This window comes from Gilliamella sp. B3817 (assembly GCF_026536705.1).
GTDB classification, from domain to species: Bacteria; Pseudomonadota; Gammaproteobacteria; order Enterobacterales; family Orbaceae; genus Gilliamella; species Gilliamella apicola_I.
In genome coordinates this window covers 64880-81946 of record NZ_JAFNNV010000002.1, presented here as the reverse complement: position 1 = coordinate 81946, position 17067 = coordinate 64880, and the positions used below count along the sequence as shown (strand labels likewise).

18 protein-coding genes are annotated in these 17067 nt (G+C 33.7%); 9 read left to right on the top strand and 9 right to left on the bottom strand.

All coding sequences use genetic code 11. The features are described from left to right. Position 1: 1 nt before the first annotated feature. Together J3U36_RS03105 and J3U36_RS03100 are read right to left on the bottom strand one after the other, a co-directional pair. Entirely contained in the window at positions 2–556 is a 555-nt protein-coding gene (locus tag J3U36_RS03105; protein WP_267380699.1) for a YggT family protein, read from the bottom strand. A gap of 37 nt (positions 557–593) precedes the next feature. Beyond that, positions 594–1295: a YggS family pyridoxal phosphate-dependent enzyme gene (locus tag J3U36_RS03100; protein ID WP_267380698.1), complete on the bottom strand. Its 702-nt coding sequence runs from the start codon at positions 1293–1295 to the stop codon at positions 594–596. Positions 1296–1318: 23 nt separating this feature from the next. On the opposite strand from J3U36_RS03100, the gene J3U36_RS03095 reads away from it, so the two are divergent. From J3U36_RS03095 to J3U36_RS03080, 4 genes are all read left to right on the top strand, one after another. Beyond that, on the top strand, positions 1319–2278 hold the full coding sequence (locus tag J3U36_RS03095) for a type IV pilus twitching motility protein PilT (protein ID WP_267380697.1): 960 nt from the start codon (positions 1319–1321) through the stop codon (positions 2276–2278). Between the two features lie 123 nt (positions 2279–2401). After that, positions 2402–3211, top strand: a complete 810-nt coding sequence (proC, locus tag J3U36_RS03090) for a pyrroline-5-carboxylate reductase (protein WP_267380696.1) — start codon at positions 2402–2404, stop codon at positions 3209–3211. A gap of 347 nt (positions 3212–3558) precedes the next feature. After that, the gene (locus J3U36_RS03085; protein WP_065559356.1) at positions 3559–3768 is read left to right on the top strand and encodes a cold shock domain-containing protein; all 210 of its coding nucleotides are present in this window, start codon (positions 3559–3561) and stop codon (positions 3766–3768) included. 183 nt (positions 3769–3951) lie between these two features. Then, entirely contained in the window at positions 3952–4233 is a 282-nt protein-coding gene (locus tag J3U36_RS03080) for a DUF5339 domain-containing protein (RefSeq protein WP_267360240.1), read from the top strand. A gap of 24 nt (positions 4234–4257) precedes the next feature. On the opposite strand, the gene J3U36_RS03075 is transcribed toward J3U36_RS03080, so the two are convergent. The 3 genes from J3U36_RS03075 to J3U36_RS03065 form a co-directional block, all read right to left on the bottom strand. Continuing rightward, entirely contained in the window at positions 4258–4743 is a 486-nt protein-coding gene (locus J3U36_RS03075) for a thermonuclease family protein (protein ID WP_267380695.1), read from the bottom strand. 237 nt (positions 4744–4980) lie between these two features. Further along, entirely contained in the window at positions 4981–5502 is a 522-nt protein-coding gene (gene fabA, locus J3U36_RS03070) for a bifunctional 3-hydroxydecanoyl-ACP dehydratase/trans-2-decenoyl-ACP isomerase (RefSeq protein WP_267352518.1), read from the bottom strand. A gap of 152 nt (positions 5503–5654) precedes the next feature. After that, complete coding sequence (locus J3U36_RS03065; RefSeq protein WP_267380694.1) at positions 5655–7427, bottom strand: Lon protease family protein; 1773 nt, start codon at positions 7425–7427, stop codon at positions 5655–5657. Positions 7428–7615: 188 nt separating this feature from the next. Between J3U36_RS03065 and J3U36_RS03060 the strand changes: the two genes are divergently transcribed. Further along, positions 7616–9388: a DUF3413 domain-containing protein gene (locus tag J3U36_RS03060; protein WP_267380693.1), complete on the top strand. Its 1773-nt coding sequence runs from the start codon at positions 7616–7618 to the stop codon at positions 9386–9388. A 204-nt stretch (positions 9389–9592) separates the two neighbouring features. Here J3U36_RS03060 and pdxT read toward each other — a convergent pair whose 3' ends face one another. Together pdxT and pdxS are read right to left on the bottom strand one after the other, a co-directional pair. Further along, the gene (gene pdxT / locus J3U36_RS03055) at positions 9593–10183 is read right to left on the bottom strand and encodes a pyridoxal 5'-phosphate synthase glutaminase subunit PdxT (RefSeq protein WP_267352530.1); all 591 of its coding nucleotides are present in this window, start codon (positions 10181–10183) and stop codon (positions 9593–9595) included. A 2-nt stretch (positions 10184–10185) separates the two neighbouring features. Beyond that, positions 10186–11073: a pyridoxal 5'-phosphate synthase lyase subunit PdxS gene (pdxS, locus tag J3U36_RS03050; protein ID WP_267352531.1), complete on the bottom strand. Its 888-nt coding sequence runs from the start codon at positions 11071–11073 to the stop codon at positions 10186–10188. A 148-nt stretch (positions 11074–11221) separates the two neighbouring features. On the opposite strand from pdxS, the gene J3U36_RS03045 reads away from it, so the two are divergent. The 4 genes from J3U36_RS03045 (at position 11222) to J3U36_RS03030 (ending at position 15140) form a co-directional block, all read left to right on the top strand. After that, positions 11222–12622, top strand: a complete 1401-nt coding sequence (locus J3U36_RS03045; protein ID WP_267380692.1) for a PLP-dependent aminotransferase family protein — start codon at positions 11222–11224, stop codon at positions 12620–12622. A gap of 29 nt (positions 12623–12651) precedes the next feature. After that, the gene (locus J3U36_RS03040; RefSeq protein ID WP_267380774.1) at positions 12652–13872 is read left to right on the top strand and encodes an MFS transporter; all 1221 of its coding nucleotides are present in this window, start codon (positions 12652–12654) and stop codon (positions 13870–13872) included. Positions 13873–14129: 257 nt separating this feature from the next. Further along, the gene (locus tag J3U36_RS03035) at positions 14130–14393 is read left to right on the top strand and encodes a SemiSWEET family transporter (RefSeq protein WP_267380691.1); all 264 of its coding nucleotides are present in this window, start codon (positions 14130–14132) and stop codon (positions 14391–14393) included. 444 nt (positions 14394–14837) lie between these two features. After that, positions 14838–15140 (top strand): DUF1161 domain-containing protein, encoded by a 303-nt coding sequence (locus J3U36_RS03030; RefSeq protein ID WP_267380690.1) that lies wholly within the window; start codon positions 14838–14840, stop codon positions 15138–15140. Positions 15141–15295: 155 nt separating this feature from the next. On the opposite strand, the gene asnA is transcribed toward J3U36_RS03030, so the two are convergent. Then, on the bottom strand, positions 15296–16288 hold the full coding sequence (gene asnA, locus J3U36_RS03025) for an aspartate--ammonia ligase (protein WP_267352534.1): 993 nt from the start codon (positions 16286–16288) through the stop codon (positions 15296–15298). Positions 16289–16530: 242 nt separating this feature from the next. Then, positions 16531–16944: a hypothetical protein gene (locus J3U36_RS03020; protein WP_065559367.1), complete on the bottom strand. Its 414-nt coding sequence runs from the start codon at positions 16942–16944 to the stop codon at positions 16531–16533. Positions 16945–17067: the final 123 nt, after the last annotated feature.

The following is a 17067-nucleotide window of genomic DNA, read 5'->3' as shown; positions in this document are numbered from 1 at the left end:
TCTAAAGAATGATCCACAGAGCACCAAAAATTTTGGTGGCAAAATAGTTCATAAACATTAGCACGACAGCCACAATAGCAAACGTAACATCGATCATGCCTATAGGAGGAATAAAACGACGAATTGGAGCCATTAATGGCTCTGTTAATTGGTAAAGAATTTCGTCAGGTACAGATTGCCCACGACTAATCCAACTCAAAACCGCTCTGAATAGCAATAACCAAAATAACAGGTAACCCATAGCATGCAAAATTGCGACCAAAGCAAACCATAAATAATCAACATTAAATGGTAAATTTATGGGGATAAAACTAAAAATAAACAAAATTTTAATTAAGGCAACTAAATACAAAAGTAGCCACGTTGCATAATCAAATTTTCCTACTGAAGGAATAAATCGGCGCAATGGCCCGATAATAGGTTGAGTAACTTTTACAATAAATTGAGTGATTGGATTATGAAAATTAACCCTGACTTGCTGCATCCACAAACGTAAAATTAAAACATACAGACAAAACGTTATTACCGTTTTGCCAAGAAAGTAGATCAATTCCATTGAAAACTCCTTAAATGAAAGTCATTGAGCCAATATATCATAAATACTTTCGCTCGCCAAAGATTGCCGTACCAATACGAACCATTGTGCTACCAGCTAAAATCGCCGCTTTCATGTCTCCACTCATTCCCATAGATAATGTATCAACACAAGGAATATCAATTTTTAATTGTTGTAAAAGCGCCGTCATTTTTGAAAAAATAATGAATTGTTTATCGAAATCATCTTCGACTTCAGGGATAGCCATTAAACCACGTAAACAAAGGTTAGGTAATGTAATAATCTGGTGAGCTAAATCGAACACTTCTTCTGGTTTTACGCCGGATTTGGTAGCTTCTTGACTTATATTAACCTGAATAAGTACATTTAATTTAGCCATATTGGCAGGGCGCTGATCACTTAAGCGCTGAGCGATCTTAAAACGATCAATTGTATGCATCCAATCAAAGTGTTCTGCAACCAATTTGCTTTTATTCGACTGCAAAGGTCCAATAAAATGCCAAATAAGGGGACAATTTGGCATCGCTTTTTGAAAATAATTTATTTTTTCTACACCTTCTTGTACATAATTTTCACCAAATGCGAGCTGTCCTGCGTCTATCGCTTCTGTAATCAATGTAACTGGTTTGGTCTTACTTACCGCAATAAGTTCAATTGTTTTGGGATCTCGACCGCAATTTGAAGCTATTTTCTCAATATCTTTTTTTATAGCCATTAAATTGTCATGTACTGTATTCATGTTTATACCTAATTATCATTAGTATGTCTAAATTAAAATTACATTCTTTATTATCGCTTAGTGTAACCCAAAAAGCTTCTGATTTGCACCTATCTAGTGGCGAAGTGCCTTGTATGCGCATTAATGGACAACTGCAATTTTTGTCTGTTTCTCAACTATCAGCACAAGTTTTGGAAATAGAATTATTTAAATTACTCAATGATTCCCAGAAAAATCGATTACAACAAAATGGTCAAATTGATATCGCTTATCATCCCGCAGAAATAGGGCGATTTCGAGTAAATATATTTTATCAAATGCGAGGTATTTCAGCTGTCTTTCGTGTCATCAATCACCAAATTCCAAGTTTACAAGAAATTAATGCCCCCAAAATTCTACCTGAATTAACACGAACTGAAAGCGGGATTATTTTAGTTACCGGTGCAACTGGTAGCGGTAAATCAACAACGCTGGCGTCATTGATACAATATATCAATATGACAGCAACTAAACATATTATTGCTTTAGAAGATCCGATAGAATTTATTTATCAAAATAATAAATCGCTTATTCAACAACGCGAGATTTCTGATTTTGGCTCGGCAATTGATAGTATTTTAAGACAAGATCCCGATATTATCATGCTTGGCGAATTACGGCATAAACAATCTATTCAAGCTGCGTTAACCGCTGCTGAGACAGGACATCTTGTCTTTGCAACTTTACATACAAGCTCTGCAATTAAAAGTATCAACCGAATTATTGATGTCTTTGAAAATCATTCACATAATTTTATACGAGCACAATTATCGACAAGTTTAAAAGCGATTATTACCCAAAAATTAGTCACAAATAACCGGCAGCGTAAAGCATTATTTGAAGTTTTGATTAATACGCCTGCGGTAAGCAACCTTATCAACGAAGGCAAAACTAAACAAATACTTTCATTAATGCAAACGGGTCAACAATATGGTATGCAAATAATGCAAAATGATGATTTGTAATGATCAGTAATACAATAAAATTATCATTATATTAAAATAAAAAATGATTGGATAAAATTTAAAGTTTTCTAAAAAAATAAATTATACTAGTGTTAAAAAGTTCAAATGAAAAAGGGGTAAATAATGGAACAACGCATTGGTTTAATTGGTTTAGGTAATATGGGTAATGCTATCTTACAAGGTATTTTATCAAGTAAAATTGTATCAGGTAATCAAATCAATATTTATGATACCCATCCAGAAAAAGGGATTTCACTTAATCAATCTTATGGAATTAATAATTTAGATTCAGCCAGAAATGTAGCAAAAGAATCGGATATGGTTATTGTGGCTGTTAAACCCAATGCTATTATTGATGTTTTAAATGATATCCAAAAAGAGTTAAAAAAAAGTACTATTGTTATTTCTATTGCAGCAGGGGTTAGTATAAAAACGATTGCAAAATGTGTGGGATATGAACAAAAAATTATAAGAGTCATGCCAAATACACCTGCCTTAGTCAATGCAGCAATGTGTTCAATCACGCCAAATACAGAAGTCACAGAAGAAGAATTAGCTACGGTTCAAACATTATTTAATTGTATTGGTGAAACTGAAATTGTACCTGAATATTTAATCGATGCTGTAGTCGGCGCAAGCGGATCCTCTCCTGCGTTTGTATTTATGTTTATTGAAGCTTTAGCTGATGGGGCAGTAAAAGGCGGTTTATCCAGAAAACAAGCCTATAAATTTGCTGCCCAAACAGTAATGGGATCTGCGAAGATGTTACTTGAAACGGGTAAGCATCCTGGTGAATTAAAAGATATGGTATGTTCACCAGCCGGTACGACCATTGAAGGCGTGCAAATGCTTGAAGAAAAGGGATTCAGAGCGGCGGTTATTGATGCTGTTGAAGCAACAATAAATAAGTCTCAAAGCATGAGTGAAAAATAACTTAGTCTCAAAATTTACATTTGGCAAAACTCTAAAATTAATTAAAACAAAAAAATTAAATTAATTTAACTAATGAATGCAAGTTAGGTTTTGCCTATTAAATAAATTTGTAAAACTTTACAAACAACACTTGCATTAACAATTAATATATGAGTTAATAGTTTACAGCATATAACGTGCAGATTTATTTAGTGACATCTTGATTTAAGCAGTTTGTAGTTTACTTTCTATTTACATTAGTATTAGTTCTCTTCAGCTTTCACGTTTCAGTGTTTATAAGTAGTCCAAGTTTTATGTTTTTTTTAAATTAGCCTTGTTGGCTTAAATTATTTTATAGGAAGATTATTATGTCTAAGAAAACTGGTCAAGTTAAGTGGTTCAACGAAAGTAAAGGTTATGGTTTCATTTCTCCTGCTGATGGTAGTAAAGATGTATTTGTACATTTTTCTGCAATCTCTGGTGAAGGTTTTAAAACTTTAGGTGAAGGTCAACAGGTTGAATTTTCAATTCAAGACAGTGAACGTGGCCCAGCTGCAGCAGATGTTGTTGTAATGTAATTCTGCACCCATCTTTATATTTTATCAGCATATTATAAATATGCTGATAATTTCCTACATCCTATAAAATATTTTATTTGCTTTTCCAAAATCTCTAATGTATTATTTTTTGCGATATTAGATGTGATAAATATACTAATATTATCAAAAAGATATTTTTTAAATCGAAAGGAAAAGTAAATAATGAAAAAAATACTAGTTTCAGCTGTACTTTTAAGCCTATCTTCAGTTGCGATGGCTGATTTATCTGATAGTTGTAAAACTTATTTTGAAAAAGTGGATAAATTAGTTGAATCTTTACCTAAAGATGCAGCAACAAAACAGCAAACTGATATGATGAAACAAAATTTAGAAGCAGGTAAAAAACAAGTTGCTGCTATGTCTTCAAGTGATCAAGAAACAGGTTGTAAACAAGGCTTAGATGCACTTAAACAATTAGAATCTCTTTATCCTGCTTTAAAATAAATTAATAAATTTTTGATGAAAAATCTATTTCTGATTTAAGCGTCGGAATTTCCATGGGGCTATTGGATTTTTATCTTTCCATAGTCCCTTTCTATTTTGTTTGGCTTGCGATTCAAGGGCTATTAATTGCTTATTTTTAGCCACACCTTTATAGCGATATACCCAAGCATATCCACTTGCAACCATTTTCTGATTGATATTAATGCCATTATAAAAAACGGTTCCTAATGTTCTGTTATAAATATCTTTGTTACTTTCTTTAATATAAACAGATTTTCCTGCGATGAGTGAAGCTAGGTATTTTCTAGATGCATTACCGTAGGCTTGTTTGCTTTCTGGTGCATCGATATCAAGTAAACGGATTCGGATTTTTTGTTTCACAGGGGTTAATACATCAATTGTGTCACCATCTATTACTTTAACGACTTTTCCACTGAAATTAGCATAGGCAACGGTATTGAAAAAACAAGATAAAATAAAAAAAACAACAAAACGATTAAGTAAACTCATGATTAATAAAGACTATAAAAAAATTGCCTCATTATACCTTGAATAGCAAAAAATACGAATGAAAAATCATTAACCTAAAGAAAATTTGTATTCAATAGTTAATTTTTTAAGACAATAAAAACAGGTGAGAATATATTATTATACAAGGGATAAATGTATCATCAGAAACTGCTTGGATAATCGATATTCAAGGAAGCCTTACCGAATAATGTGTAAGGCTAGTTAAAATCAAAAAAATTAAAATTCGCTGGTATCTTTGAATAACCCAACTTTAAGATCGGTAGCTTCGTAAATCAATTTACCATCTACATAAACTTCGCCATCACCGATTCCCATAATTAACTTGCGGTTAATCACACGTTTAAAATGGATTTTATAGGTAACTTTTTTGTTTTTAGGTAATATTTGACCTTTTAATTTTAATTCTCCAACCCCAAGAGCTCGACCTTTACCCTTACCGCCAATCCAGCCAAGGTAAAATCCGACTAATTGCCATAAAGCATCAAGTCCAAGACAACCAGGCATGACAGGATCATTTTTAAAATGACATTTGAAAAACCACAAATCTGGATTGATATCAAGTTCCGCTTCCACATAACCTTTATTAAAGTTTCCACCTTCTTCATTCATTTCGATAACACGGTCCATCATAAGCATTAAATCTGATGGTAAAGGCGGTCCGTCATGACCAAAAAGTTCACTATTTCCTGATTTAATCAGATCTGCTTTATCGTACGAAGATTTACGTTCAAATGTCATAAAAAAACCTTTTATTTTCTGTCATTACTTACATGATTATAAAAATAATTATTCAATAAAATATTATGAATAACCAATACTGTAAAATCCTTTGCCGCTTACTAAAATGTTACATCTCAACCAAATTCGGCTTTCAAGTTTATTGGGTATTACTATTTTTTGCAATATCTTTGCCATTTTGCAAACCAACCATCTTGTTTTTTATCTTGTAATAGCATAGTTTGCATACGTGCATAAATAAGCTTATAAAGACTAATTGCATTATCATCTTTATAAGGAATTCCTGTTAATAAATAAAGTGCATCCGCAATATGTTCAACAGTCCAAATAGAAAACTTTTCTTGAGCTATTGCTTCAATCACATTATCACTCAAGCACAAATGGCGTTGATTAGATGCGGGAATAATAACGCCTTGCTGACCGGTTAACCCCTGATGCTGACAAACAGTAAAAAAACCTTCAATTTTTTCGTTGATACCACCAATTGATTGTACATGACCAAATTGATCTACCGATCCGGTAACAGCTAATTGTTGATCGATAGGCTGACCTGAAAGCGCACTAATAATTGCACATAACCCAGCAAGCGATGCGCTGTCTCCGTCAATTTCATTATAAGATTGTTCAAATACTAAAGAGGTTGAAAAAGGTAATTGATGATTAATAGCAAATTCTGACATAATAAAAGCCTGCATGATCATCATACCTTTAGAATGAATATTTCCTGCAAGTTCAGTTTTGCGCTCGATATCAATTAACTCACCGTCTCCAAAATGAACAAGGCAACTTAAACGCGTTGGCTCACCAATCGCTAAAGGATAGCCAGGATATTCAACAACAGATAAACCATTAATTTGACCAACAACCTGATCTTGAGTATTAATCATGATCTGTTTATTAAAAAACTCTTCATGAAATCGTTTTTTAAGATAATCTTCACGCCATAATTTATTTTTAGTCGATGAAGCCACTGATAACTCATCAATAACCTCATTTTTGGCATAATAACTAGCATTAACTAATAAACCATGAACCCAATCAATCGCAAGGGGAAGATAAAACTGATCGCCTGTAAAACGCACCGCTTCTTGATATATTTTGTTAAAGGCGGATGGTGCAATACTTGGCAAATGAAATTTATCAGCAATAAATTGTAAATAATCTAGCCACGTAGTGAGCTTGTCAGATGAGGTAATCTGCAATTCATTTTCAAATTCAGCATAGATAGATGTATTATAAAATTCTGGATCAAAATCCTGTAATTCAGCTAAACTTAGCCGATCACCAACCAATATAATTCTTAAATCCAGTGGCATTGAAGGAATAGATAACGGCAATGGATGCGACTCATCAGCTGAAAACCAGTCGAATTCCTGTTTAAATACCATCTGCTTTAATTTAATCAATAAAGTAGGTTGGCTTAATAAAGATCGTAAACCTAAAATTAAAACCCCACCATTAGCCTGATGCACTAAACCTGGATCGAGTTTAATTGGGCTATTTTCTGGTTGTCGAACACAACCAAATAATTTCTCGCCATCAACATAACTTGATGCTAAACAATCATCTAAAATGGCAAAGTTATCCTGCTTGCTTTTGGCCTCAGTCAAAGTGACTTTATTATCATTAATAAAATAGCTGTAACCCAACGCTGAAGAGGACGCATGTAATTTAACTGCTTGTTTTAACAAATCAAAAAATAGTTCACTTTCTGACGCTTTCAGTAACATAAAACGAGGGTGATAACTTGCTCTTTTACTCGGGCATAACATGGATAATGCAGACGCAATCCGAGGTTGCCAGGAAAGAATATTGTTTGACTTTTCTATCACAGATTTAGTTTCTGCTTTACTAGGGTTACCAAGCGCACTAATCTGAGACAAATCAGGTTGGATTTGATGTATTTTAAGTTGTGAGATAGCCAAAATTATTATCTTTGTTGTTAGCGAATTTAATCCTTAAATTATAACAAGTATCGATTATAACGCCAAGATCATACCAAAATCTTTATGCTAACAAATAAAAAAATTACAGAAAGATTTTTCAAAATCAGGTAAACTGTAAAGTATCTTACAGTAAATATTCTTCATTACTATCGTTACCAATAATAAATATGCTCAAACTCAAAAATAATCATATCAAAGATACCCAATCCTCACAAATTGTAAGCTGGGGACACTGGTTTACATTATTTAATATTTTTGTTGTTATATCTTTGGGTAGCCAATATTTAATCATTGCAGACTGGCCAAGAACATTTATGGGGCGGTTTTATGCAATCATTAGTGCAATTGGGCATTTTAGCTTTTTAACGTTTATAACCTACCTCATATTACTTTTTCCATTAAGCTTTTTTATTCACTCAGCGCGTTGGCATCGAATATTAGCAACCATAATTGCCACATTAGGAATCGCCTTACTTTTAGTTGATATTGATATCTTCTCGCATTTTAGAATGCACTTAAATTTATCCATATGGCAGTTATTTACAGCGCAAAACGCCACTTTTTTAAGTAGTGCGTTTATAATCATTCCATTTATTTTATTAATTGAAATATTATTTGCATTATGGAGTTGGAAAAAATTACGCAGCTTAAATAAGCGTAAACGTTATGCAAAACCAGTCGTGGTTATATTTATTCTTTGTTTTGTCTTTTCGCATCTGATTCATATTTGGGCCGACGCAAATTTTTATCGCCCAATAACCATGCAACGTTCAAGCTTACCATTATCCTATCCATTGACCGCAAGACATTTCCTTGAACGATATGGATTTATGCCAGAAAATGATTACCGAACTCGGGTCAGCCAAGAAGGTAATCCTTTTGCTATTGCTATAGAATATCCTCTTGCACGGCTGAGTTATGATGAAAAACAAGCAACCCAAAATATACTAATGATAGTTATTGACGGATGGAATAGTCGTTTATTAAACGACAACATGCCATGGTTAAATGAATTTGCGAAAGAAAACCTTAAATTTGCGGATCATTACTCTGCAAGTAACCAAACAAATATTAATAAATTTTCATTATTTTATGGACTCGATCCCAACTATTACAACAGCATATTAGCGGGTCATAAACCTTCAGTACTATTTGATGCTATTAATTATCGTCATTACAACTTAGGGATGTTTTCGTACGATGGATTTGATGAACCATTGTATCGATATGCATTGCTATCCAATTTTTCAATACCACCGGCAAAAAAAATGACTAATAAACAGGTTACTGATAATTGGATGGCGTGGCATGATGAACAAAATAAATTAGAAAATCATGCACCACTATTTTCACTGGTACAATACTCACTCGGCGTAAAACATAAAAATATACCACTAAAAGAACTTGAAACAGAAGCAAGAAAATTAGATCAATATCTTGAATCATTAATAGCGTATTTAAGACTAACCAATACCTACGAAAACACCGTAATTGTCATTACCGGAACCAATGACATCACTATAAAAGAAGCGAAAAAAACAGCGATACGTAATGACGACATTAATTACAGCCGAGAATCACTTAATGTGCCACTGATTATCTCATGGCCAAATAAAGAACCCGCTCAAATCAGCCGACTAACATCGCAAACTGATATTATGCGCACCTTAATGCAAGATGTGCTTTATGTTAACACCTCACCACATTTATATAATCAAGGTGAAAACTTATTTAATAGCAAGTCACGGCAATGGATAGTGGCGGGGAACGAAAAAGAAATCGCTGCACTATACAATGATAAAACAATTGTTTTAGATGGATTTGGACGATCTAAAATTTACGATATCAATAATACATTACAAAAAGAAGAAAAAATAAGTCTTCCTATATTTTTACAAATTGTCACGGCAAACCGTCGATTTATGGTGGTGTCCAATTAAAATTTGTTTACTTTATATAGGTAAGAATTGAGACTTGAATTTAATTTTGTTGAGTTTCATAAAAGTAATCTTGGTTATAAAAAGAATAAACCATTTTTCGGTTAGCATAATATACATTTTGTCAATGTTTTCTATACACATAGGGATAAACTATTCAACCTGTATTATTAAATATCTATCCCTTGTTTTTGAAAATACTTCCCATCAACATTTATCAACAAAATATTTCATCACCCGATTATCGTTAGATAGCTCGGGATGAAATGAGCAGACTAAAATATTATCTTGTTCTGCCATTACACAGTGATCATCAATAAATGCCAGTTGTTTTACTGGGTTACCTGCATGGATGATATAAGGAGCACGGATAAAGATGGCTGGAATGTGCTTGCCAATTGACGCTATATCTAAAAAGGTTTCAAAACTTGCTACTTGCCGACCAAACCCGTTGCGTTCAACGGTAATATCCATTAATTCAAGAAGTTCAACTTCATGATGAGTGGTTGTCATACCACAAAGAACTAAGCCGGCACAGGTGCCTAAAATACCTTTGCCTTGACGGGCAAATTCTTTAATGGGGTCAAATAGTCCATTTTGTTTAATTAGTCGGCTAATTGCGGTAGATTCCCCGCCTGGAATAATTAAACCATCTAACCCCGCTAAATGGTCAGGTTTTTTTACTGTTACCGCAATCACATTTTCGATACTCAGCAACATGGTTATATGTTCACTAACTGCGCCTTGTAAGTTAAGCACGCCAATTTTTTTTAACCGTAAGGGTTTGAGTGATTGCATCGTTACCATCCTCGTTCTTGCATTCTTTCGGATTCAGACAATTTACTGATCTCAATGCCTTTCATTGCCTCACCTAATCCTTTAGATAGTTCTGCTAAGCGTGGATAATCGTCATAATACGTCGTTGCCTGCACAATCGCTTTTGCAAATTTTTCAGGATGTTGCGATTTAAAAATACCCGAGCCAACAAAAACGCCGTCTGCGCCAAGTTGCATCATCAAAGCTGCATCGGCTGGGGTTGCAATGCCTCCGGCAGCAAAGTTAACAACAGGTAATTTACCCAACTGTTTGATTTGTATGACGAGTTCATAAGGCGCACCGATTTCTTTTGCCAATGTCATTAGTTCATCTTTAGATTTACTGTTTACCAATCGAATTTGTTCGTTCACTCTGCGCATATGGCGTACTGCTTCAACGATATTACCTGTCCCCGGTTCACCTTTAGTTCTTAGCATGGATGCCCCTTCACCTATACGACGTAGTGCTTCGCCTAAATCACGACAACCACAAACAAAAGGTACGGTAAATTCATCTTTGAGTAAATGGTACTGTTCATCGGCAGGTGTTAATACTTCGCTTTCATCAATATAATCAACACCCATTGATTCTAAAATACGGGCTTCAACAATATGACCAATACGCGCTTTTGCCATGACAGGAATTGTAACCGCATTCATCACAGCTTCAACAATAGTTGGATCTGCCATTCGGGCAACACCACCAGCAGCACGAATATCTGAAGGAACCCGTTCTAGTGCCATAACTGCGACAGCGCCAGCTTGTTCAGCGATTTTGGCTTGTTCTGCATTCACCACATCCATTATCACGCCACCTTTTTGCATTTGTGCCATACCCCGTTTTACGGTCTGTGTTCCGATAATTTTATTCATCACGTCTCCTGATTTAAATTAATTAATGCTTAGTTATGTATTATTTAAAATTAACGATAGGTAAGATACAGCCAATTGGACTATAATTAGGTCATCCAATTTTTTATGCGTTGTCTGGCAAGGTTTAAAATGTTGAGTAATCGATAACATGTGGAATCATCAGAAATTAAATGCCTATCAAGGCGCACTTTTTAATAAAGTAAGTCAACTAATTGAATATTATATTGAGCAAGGCATATTGATTGCTGGCGAACGATTACCATCAGAACGTGAACTTGCTAACATTTTAAACATCAATCGAACAACGGTGGTTCGTGCTTTGGATAATCTCTCTGAACGAGGACTTTTAATCCGCAGGCAAGGAAGTGGAACATTTGTTAATGATAAAAAATGGGGTGTTCAGGCGTATACTTCAATAAATTGGCGGTTACCAGCACGTTTTTACCAAAATAAACAATCTCGTTATCAACAAAAAGTCGAACTCATACGACGTCAGCAATCTAACATCATCGATCTTGCTAATGGGGACTTACCCACAATTTGGATGCCCAAATTGTTATTACCCAATATCAGCTCAGATGAGCTTATCATGCATGAAAAAAATAGTGACCAATTACAGTTAGGTTTGCCAGCACTAAAAACGCAAATATCAAATTACATGCAACAACGTTTTGCTATGTCGGTAGAGACATCTCAAATACTCATTACATCAGGTACACAGCAATCACTATTTTTAATTACTCAGGGATTACTTAAATCAGGCGATGCAATTGCTATCGAATCGCCTTCTTATTTTTACTCTTTGCCACTTTTCCAAGCAGCAGGGTTACGCTTATATGGGATTGAGTGCGATAATGAAGGTATTACCTTAGACAGTTTAAGTAAAGTCGTTAGTCAGCAACCCATAAAATGGCTGTTTCTCAATCCTATCTTTCAAAATCCATTAGGCTTTGTGATGAGTGATAAACGCAAAAAAGAAATATTAGCATTTTGTCGTTCGCAATGTATTGGTATCGTTGAAGATGATGCTTATAGTGGTTTAGCATTTAATTCTCAATTATCCATTTCACCCATTAAAAAGTTTGACCACCATAATCAAGTTATCTATTTAGGATCGCTTTCTAAATATATTGGTCGAAATATACGGGTGGGTTGGATGATAGCACCTCGTAATATTATTGAAAATCTAGCGAATATTCGTCAACATATCGATTCTGGGTTGAGTATTTTGCCGCAATTATTGGCAGAAGAATATCTAAAAAATCATTATTTCACTCATCAACACTTTTTGAGTGAACAGCTCAATTTTAAAGCGAATCAATTAATGGTATGGCTCAATAATTATTTTGATGACACAATAAATTATCAAAAACCTTTAGGTGGTTTTCATTTATATGCCCAATTACCTGTTAAATCATCACAACAAGAAATCGCTATTTTAAATCAATTGCTTGCTCAAAATATTATCGTATCACAAGGAAGTGATTATGGTGATAAATTAGGGTGGATACGTTTAAGCTATGGACATTTCAATCAGAATTTGGTTTGATCTTAAAAAATTACTATTATTTTTATGTTATGCAATATTCAACAAAACGCTCAATATCAACAAAAAAACTTTTATTTATTGCCGGTACAGGCTGGCTGTTTGATGCGATGGATGTCGGATTACTGTCGTTTATACTCGCCGCTTTAAAACAAGATTGGGGATTAAGTCCTGAACAACTTAGCTTAATTGGCAGTGTCAATTCTATTGGTATGGCGATAGGCGCTTTTCTGTTTGGGATCTATGCGGATAAAAAAGGACGTAAATCGGCATTTTTATTTACTTTATTAATGTTTAGTATTGCCAGCGGATTAAGTGCATTTGCTTGGGGACTAGCAAGTTTAGTTATTTTACGTTTTTTTATTGGTATGGGATTAGGCGGTGAATTACCGGTTGCTTCTACTTTAGTAAGCGAAAGTGTCGAGCCTGAACATCGGGGTCGAATTGTCGTATTACTTGAAAGTTTTTGGGCTGTAGGTTGGATTTTAGCTGCTCTAATCGCTTATTTTCTTATTCCTATTCCGGCAATAGGTTGGCGAGGAGCGATGATTATTTGCGCTATCCCTGCGTTTTATGCGCTTTACTTACGTTTTAACTTACCCGATTCATCGGCTTTTAATAGTTTGAATGCAAACTTTAAAAATGATTCGGTAATTAAAAAAGTTAATTCATTACTCACTTCAGAGTTTCGCCGTTCGACCATCATGTTATGGATAGTATGGTTTTGTGTGGTTTTTTCATATTATGGCATGTTTTTATGGTTACCTAGTGTCATGATGATAAAAGGATTTTCCATGATAAAAAGCTTTCAATATATTTTAATTATGACATTTGCTCAGTTACCGGGGTATTTTTCGGTTGCTTGGTTGATTGAGCGAGTAGGGCGTAAATGGGTGCTAATCACCTATTTATTAGGTACATTAATTAGTGCCTATTTATTTGGTGAGGCTAAATCTGTTAATCATTTACTCGTGTATGGTGCTTTTTTATCATTTTTCAATTTAGGTGCTTGGGGTGCTATGTACGCTTATACTCCAGAGCAATATCCTACCAATATTCGTGCTACAGGTTCTGGTATTGCTGCTTCGGTTGGACGTATAGGGGGAATATTAGGCCCTCTCATGGTTGGTTTTCTAATGGCTAAAGATATTCGTTTAAGTGTGATTTTTGGGTTATTTAGCTTATCTATTTTAATGGCAATAATGGCTATTGTCCTATTAGGTAAAGAAACAAAGCAAACACCATTAACCTAACTGTTTCCTAAAATGTGAGTTGTATAAATTCAGCGTTGACCTATACTAGTAAAGTCATTCGGTCGCTTCATGTGATGAACATGAAGCGATAACACTCAATTTATCTTTAACATTGTTATCGTTCTCAAATCTTTTCGTTTTTTATATATCATTGTTTAGTGATTAAAGGGTTTTATATCATTTAAACGTTTTCATTCAAAATGATGAGTATTGCAGTTATTAACATTATCGATTTAACTAATCATTAGGAGGTCATTTTGTATCTTTCAACAAAAGCTTTCCATTATCTGGGTATTATTGCAACCATTGCTTCACTGGGTATGTACATTTCTTACATTCCACAAATCATTGATAATTTACAAGGTATGAAATCGAATCCTACTCAGCCATTAGCGGCAGCAATCAACTGTTCCTTATGGGTCAGTTATGGTCTTTTACGTGAAAAAAAGGATTGGCCTATTGCGATAGCGAATTCACCGGGGGTGATTTTTGGTCTTATCGCTTTTTTTACCGCCTTATAATTGTCAATGAAAGCGGAAATATTTACTTCTGCTCATTTATCTGAAGTCTTTTTTCGTCTATTTAATCCGTCTTAATTTAGCCTAATTTTAACAATTTAATACTTGATTTTTTCTTTAAAATAATATCATTTTTGAGGTCGTTTATTATTTAATCTGAATGATAAATTATTAATAATTAATAAGATAAAGAGTTATCAACAGGTTTGTTAAATACTTATCAAATAGTACAGTGCATAATTTTGATGTTACTCACAGCATCAATAATTATGTTTAAAAGTTTCCGCCTGTTCGATTATTCGTGTACCTATTTGAAAAGGGTATTTGAGTTTATTTGTCTTAAAATCTGCTAAGATAAATGTATGACAAAGTTAATCGTTATCATTTAATAAGTAATTATAACAATATGATTTATTTTAATTTCATAGAATATTATTAAGGAAAGAGATGAAAAAAGTGATTTCTGTTTTGATGATATGTATGCCAACATTTGCGCTGGCATCAAATTGTGACGCTATTTGTGCCGATATTGCTGAAAAAATTGAAAATAATGGTGTAAAAACGTCTGACTATATATTAAAAATTTCACCCACCGATATTGCCGAACAAGTTGAAGGTAAAATTGTCGGATCCTGTGAAGCCGGACAGAAAAAAATTATTTATCTTCGGTTAAATCATGTCTCAGCGGAATTTTTAGATTTATCATCAGAACATCATTCAGGGGTCATTGAATGTACAAAAAGAAGGTGATTTAAAGCAAAGTACAGAAAACAAAATTGAATGAACTGCGTGAATAATTGAAGAGGGATAAAGTTATGTTATTCGGTGATTTAAGCAGGTCATTTTTCTAATCAGAAGTAAGTAATATCTCTTCTACCATGAAAATAGAAGAGATAATCATTACATTATAATAAATTAGTGTAATTTTGATGAGTTACATCGTTCCAAACACTTGATTGTACTTGTCCAATATGTTTTTGTTGTAAAAGTAGCATCGCTAAACGAGATTGACCAATTCCACCCCCTATAGTTTGAAGTAGATCACCATCCACTAAAGCTTTATGCCACGCATATTGTAAACGATCTTCATCATTGGTTGCTTTTAATTGGCGCTTCAACGCTTCTGGATTAACTCGAATTCCCATAGACGAAATTTCAAACGCACTATTTAAAATTGGATTCCAAACTAAAATATCGCCATTTAAACCTTTTGAACCCATTTCATTATCGCTACTCCAATCATCATAGTCGGGTGCACGTACATCGTGTTTTTCATTGTTAGACAAATCACCCCCTATACCGATCAGGAACACAGCGCCAAGCTCTTTTGTGATGGCATTTTCACGTTCTTTAGGTGATAAATTAGGATAACGTTTTAATAATTGCTCACTATCGATAAATGTGATCGATTCGGGTAAAAATCGTGATAGATGATATTTATCGGATACTGCACTTTCAGTCGCTTTGATGGCGGCATAGATCTTTTCGACAGTTTGCTTTAAATACCCTAAATTACGATCTTCTGGTCGCATTACTTTTTCCCAATCCCATTGGTCAACATAAACAGAGTGAATAGGGGAGAGTTGATCTTCGTCGGGGCGTAATGCTTTCATATTCGTATACACACCTTCGCCGACTGGAAAATGATGCATACTTAATATTTTTCGTTTCCATTTTGCCAGTGAGTGAACAACTTCAAATTGTGATTGAGGAATAGCTTTAACTTTAACTTGAACGGCTTTTTCGGTTCCCGATAAATTGTCTTGTATCCCATCACCTACTTGACTTAATATGGGGGCTTGCACTTCAATAAGCGATAAGTTTTTTGCTAATTGTTCAGCAAAAAATTGTTTTACAAAACTGATACGTTGTTGTTGTTCTTTAAATGATATCGTCATGTTTACTCTTCAATTATTAGTTAATCCAGATAGCTAAATTAAACTAGAAAATAAAAATATGCAAGTTAGAACATATCGGCACTTTTTCAAAAATACTAAGCAAAATAGTTAACGAGTTTACTTTGGACTTTTCATCAATGATAGGAGCCGATATTAAATGTAAAAACTAAAAATTAAAACGCCTAATAAGACAATATATTAGGCAATATTTTAATAACACCAGAAAAAGATAAATGGGTTAATTATTGATTAATATAGGTGGTAATAATATTCGCTAAATTTGGTTTTTGCCATTTTGCGGTCAGCACAAAATTAGGCACTTTAAATGGATATCGTTTATTTTCAGTAGTCGTAAATTCAAATTTGCTGTTAATCCAACCTTTTTTGAAGGTCATATTTGAAATTGATGTCATCGGTATTTGGAGAACATTATAGGTAAAATCTCCTGTTACAGTTAAACCTATTAAAATAATTTCATTGGAATCAAAATAAATAAGGTAATTTTTAATATCTAAAACAGCTAATTCCTGATAAAGTGCAAATTTCCAAAATTTGGGGTTGATACAACCATAAATTACTGATGAGCTGTTAAAATTGGGTAATTCAAATTTTTCAAATAATGCGTTAATGTTTTCTAACTTTAAGCCTTCGTTCATGTTAATATTCCTTATGTATCGAGAATTTATTTTTAGTTATTATAAAAAAAAATTATTTTTTAGTTTATATACTGTTTAATGTTAGTTCTAAGGATTTTCGTATTTTACTCTAATGAAATATTT

What these genes read in the sequence shown, in the direction of transcription:
- pdxS (WP_267352531.1), bottom strand. Translation starts at nt 11,073, where the DNA reads ATGAATAAAATTATCGGAACACAGACCGTAAAACGGGGTATGGCACAA.
- J3U36_RS03020 (WP_065559367.1), bottom strand. Translation starts at nt 16,944, where the DNA reads ATGAACGAAGGCTTAAAGTTAGAAAACATTAACGCATTATTTGAAAAA.
- J3U36_RS03040 (WP_267380774.1), top strand. Translation starts at nt 12,652, where the DNA reads ATGCAATATTCAACAAAACGCTCAATATCAACAAAAAAACTTTTATTT.
- J3U36_RS03105 (WP_267380699.1), bottom strand. Translation starts at nt 556, where the DNA reads ATGGAATTGATCTACTTTCTTGGCAAAACGGTAATAACGTTTTGTCTG.
- J3U36_RS03060 (WP_267380693.1), top strand. Translation starts at nt 7,616, where the DNA reads ATGCTCAAACTCAAAAATAATCATATCAAAGATACCCAATCCTCACAA.
- J3U36_RS03045 (WP_267380692.1), top strand. Translation starts at nt 11,222, where the DNA reads ATGTGGAATCATCAGAAATTAAATGCCTATCAAGGCGCACTTTTTAAT.
- proC (WP_267380696.1), top strand. Translation starts at nt 2,402, where the DNA reads ATGGAACAACGCATTGGTTTAATTGGTTTAGGTAATATGGGTAATGCT.
- J3U36_RS03030 (WP_267380690.1), top strand. Translation starts at nt 14,838, where the DNA reads ATGAAAAAAGTGATTTCTGTTTTGATGATATGTATGCCAACATTTGCG.
- J3U36_RS03075 (WP_267380695.1), bottom strand. Translation starts at nt 4,743, where the DNA reads ATGAGTTTACTTAATCGTTTTGTTGTTTTTTTTATTTTATCTTGTTTT.
- J3U36_RS03080 (WP_267360240.1), top strand. Translation starts at nt 3,952, where the DNA reads ATGAAAAAAATACTAGTTTCAGCTGTACTTTTAAGCCTATCTTCAGTT.
- asnA (WP_267352534.1), bottom strand. Translation starts at nt 16,288, where the DNA reads ATGACGATATCATTTAAAGAACAACAACAACGTATCAGTTTTGTAAAA.
- J3U36_RS03100 (WP_267380698.1), bottom strand. Translation starts at nt 1,295, where the DNA reads ATGAATACAGTACATGACAATTTAATGGCTATAAAAAAAGATATTGAG.
- J3U36_RS03085 (WP_065559356.1), top strand. Translation starts at nt 3,559, where the DNA reads ATGTCTAAGAAAACTGGTCAAGTTAAGTGGTTCAACGAAAGTAAAGGT.
- J3U36_RS03095 (WP_267380697.1), top strand. Translation starts at nt 1,319, where the DNA reads ATGTCTAAATTAAAATTACATTCTTTATTATCGCTTAGTGTAACCCAA.
- pdxT (WP_267352530.1), bottom strand. Translation starts at nt 10,183, where the DNA reads ATGCAATCACTCAAACCCTTACGGTTAAAAAAAATTGGCGTGCTTAAC.
- fabA (WP_267352518.1), bottom strand. Translation starts at nt 5,502, where the DNA reads ATGACATTTGAACGTAAATCTTCGTACGATAAAGCAGATCTGATTAAA.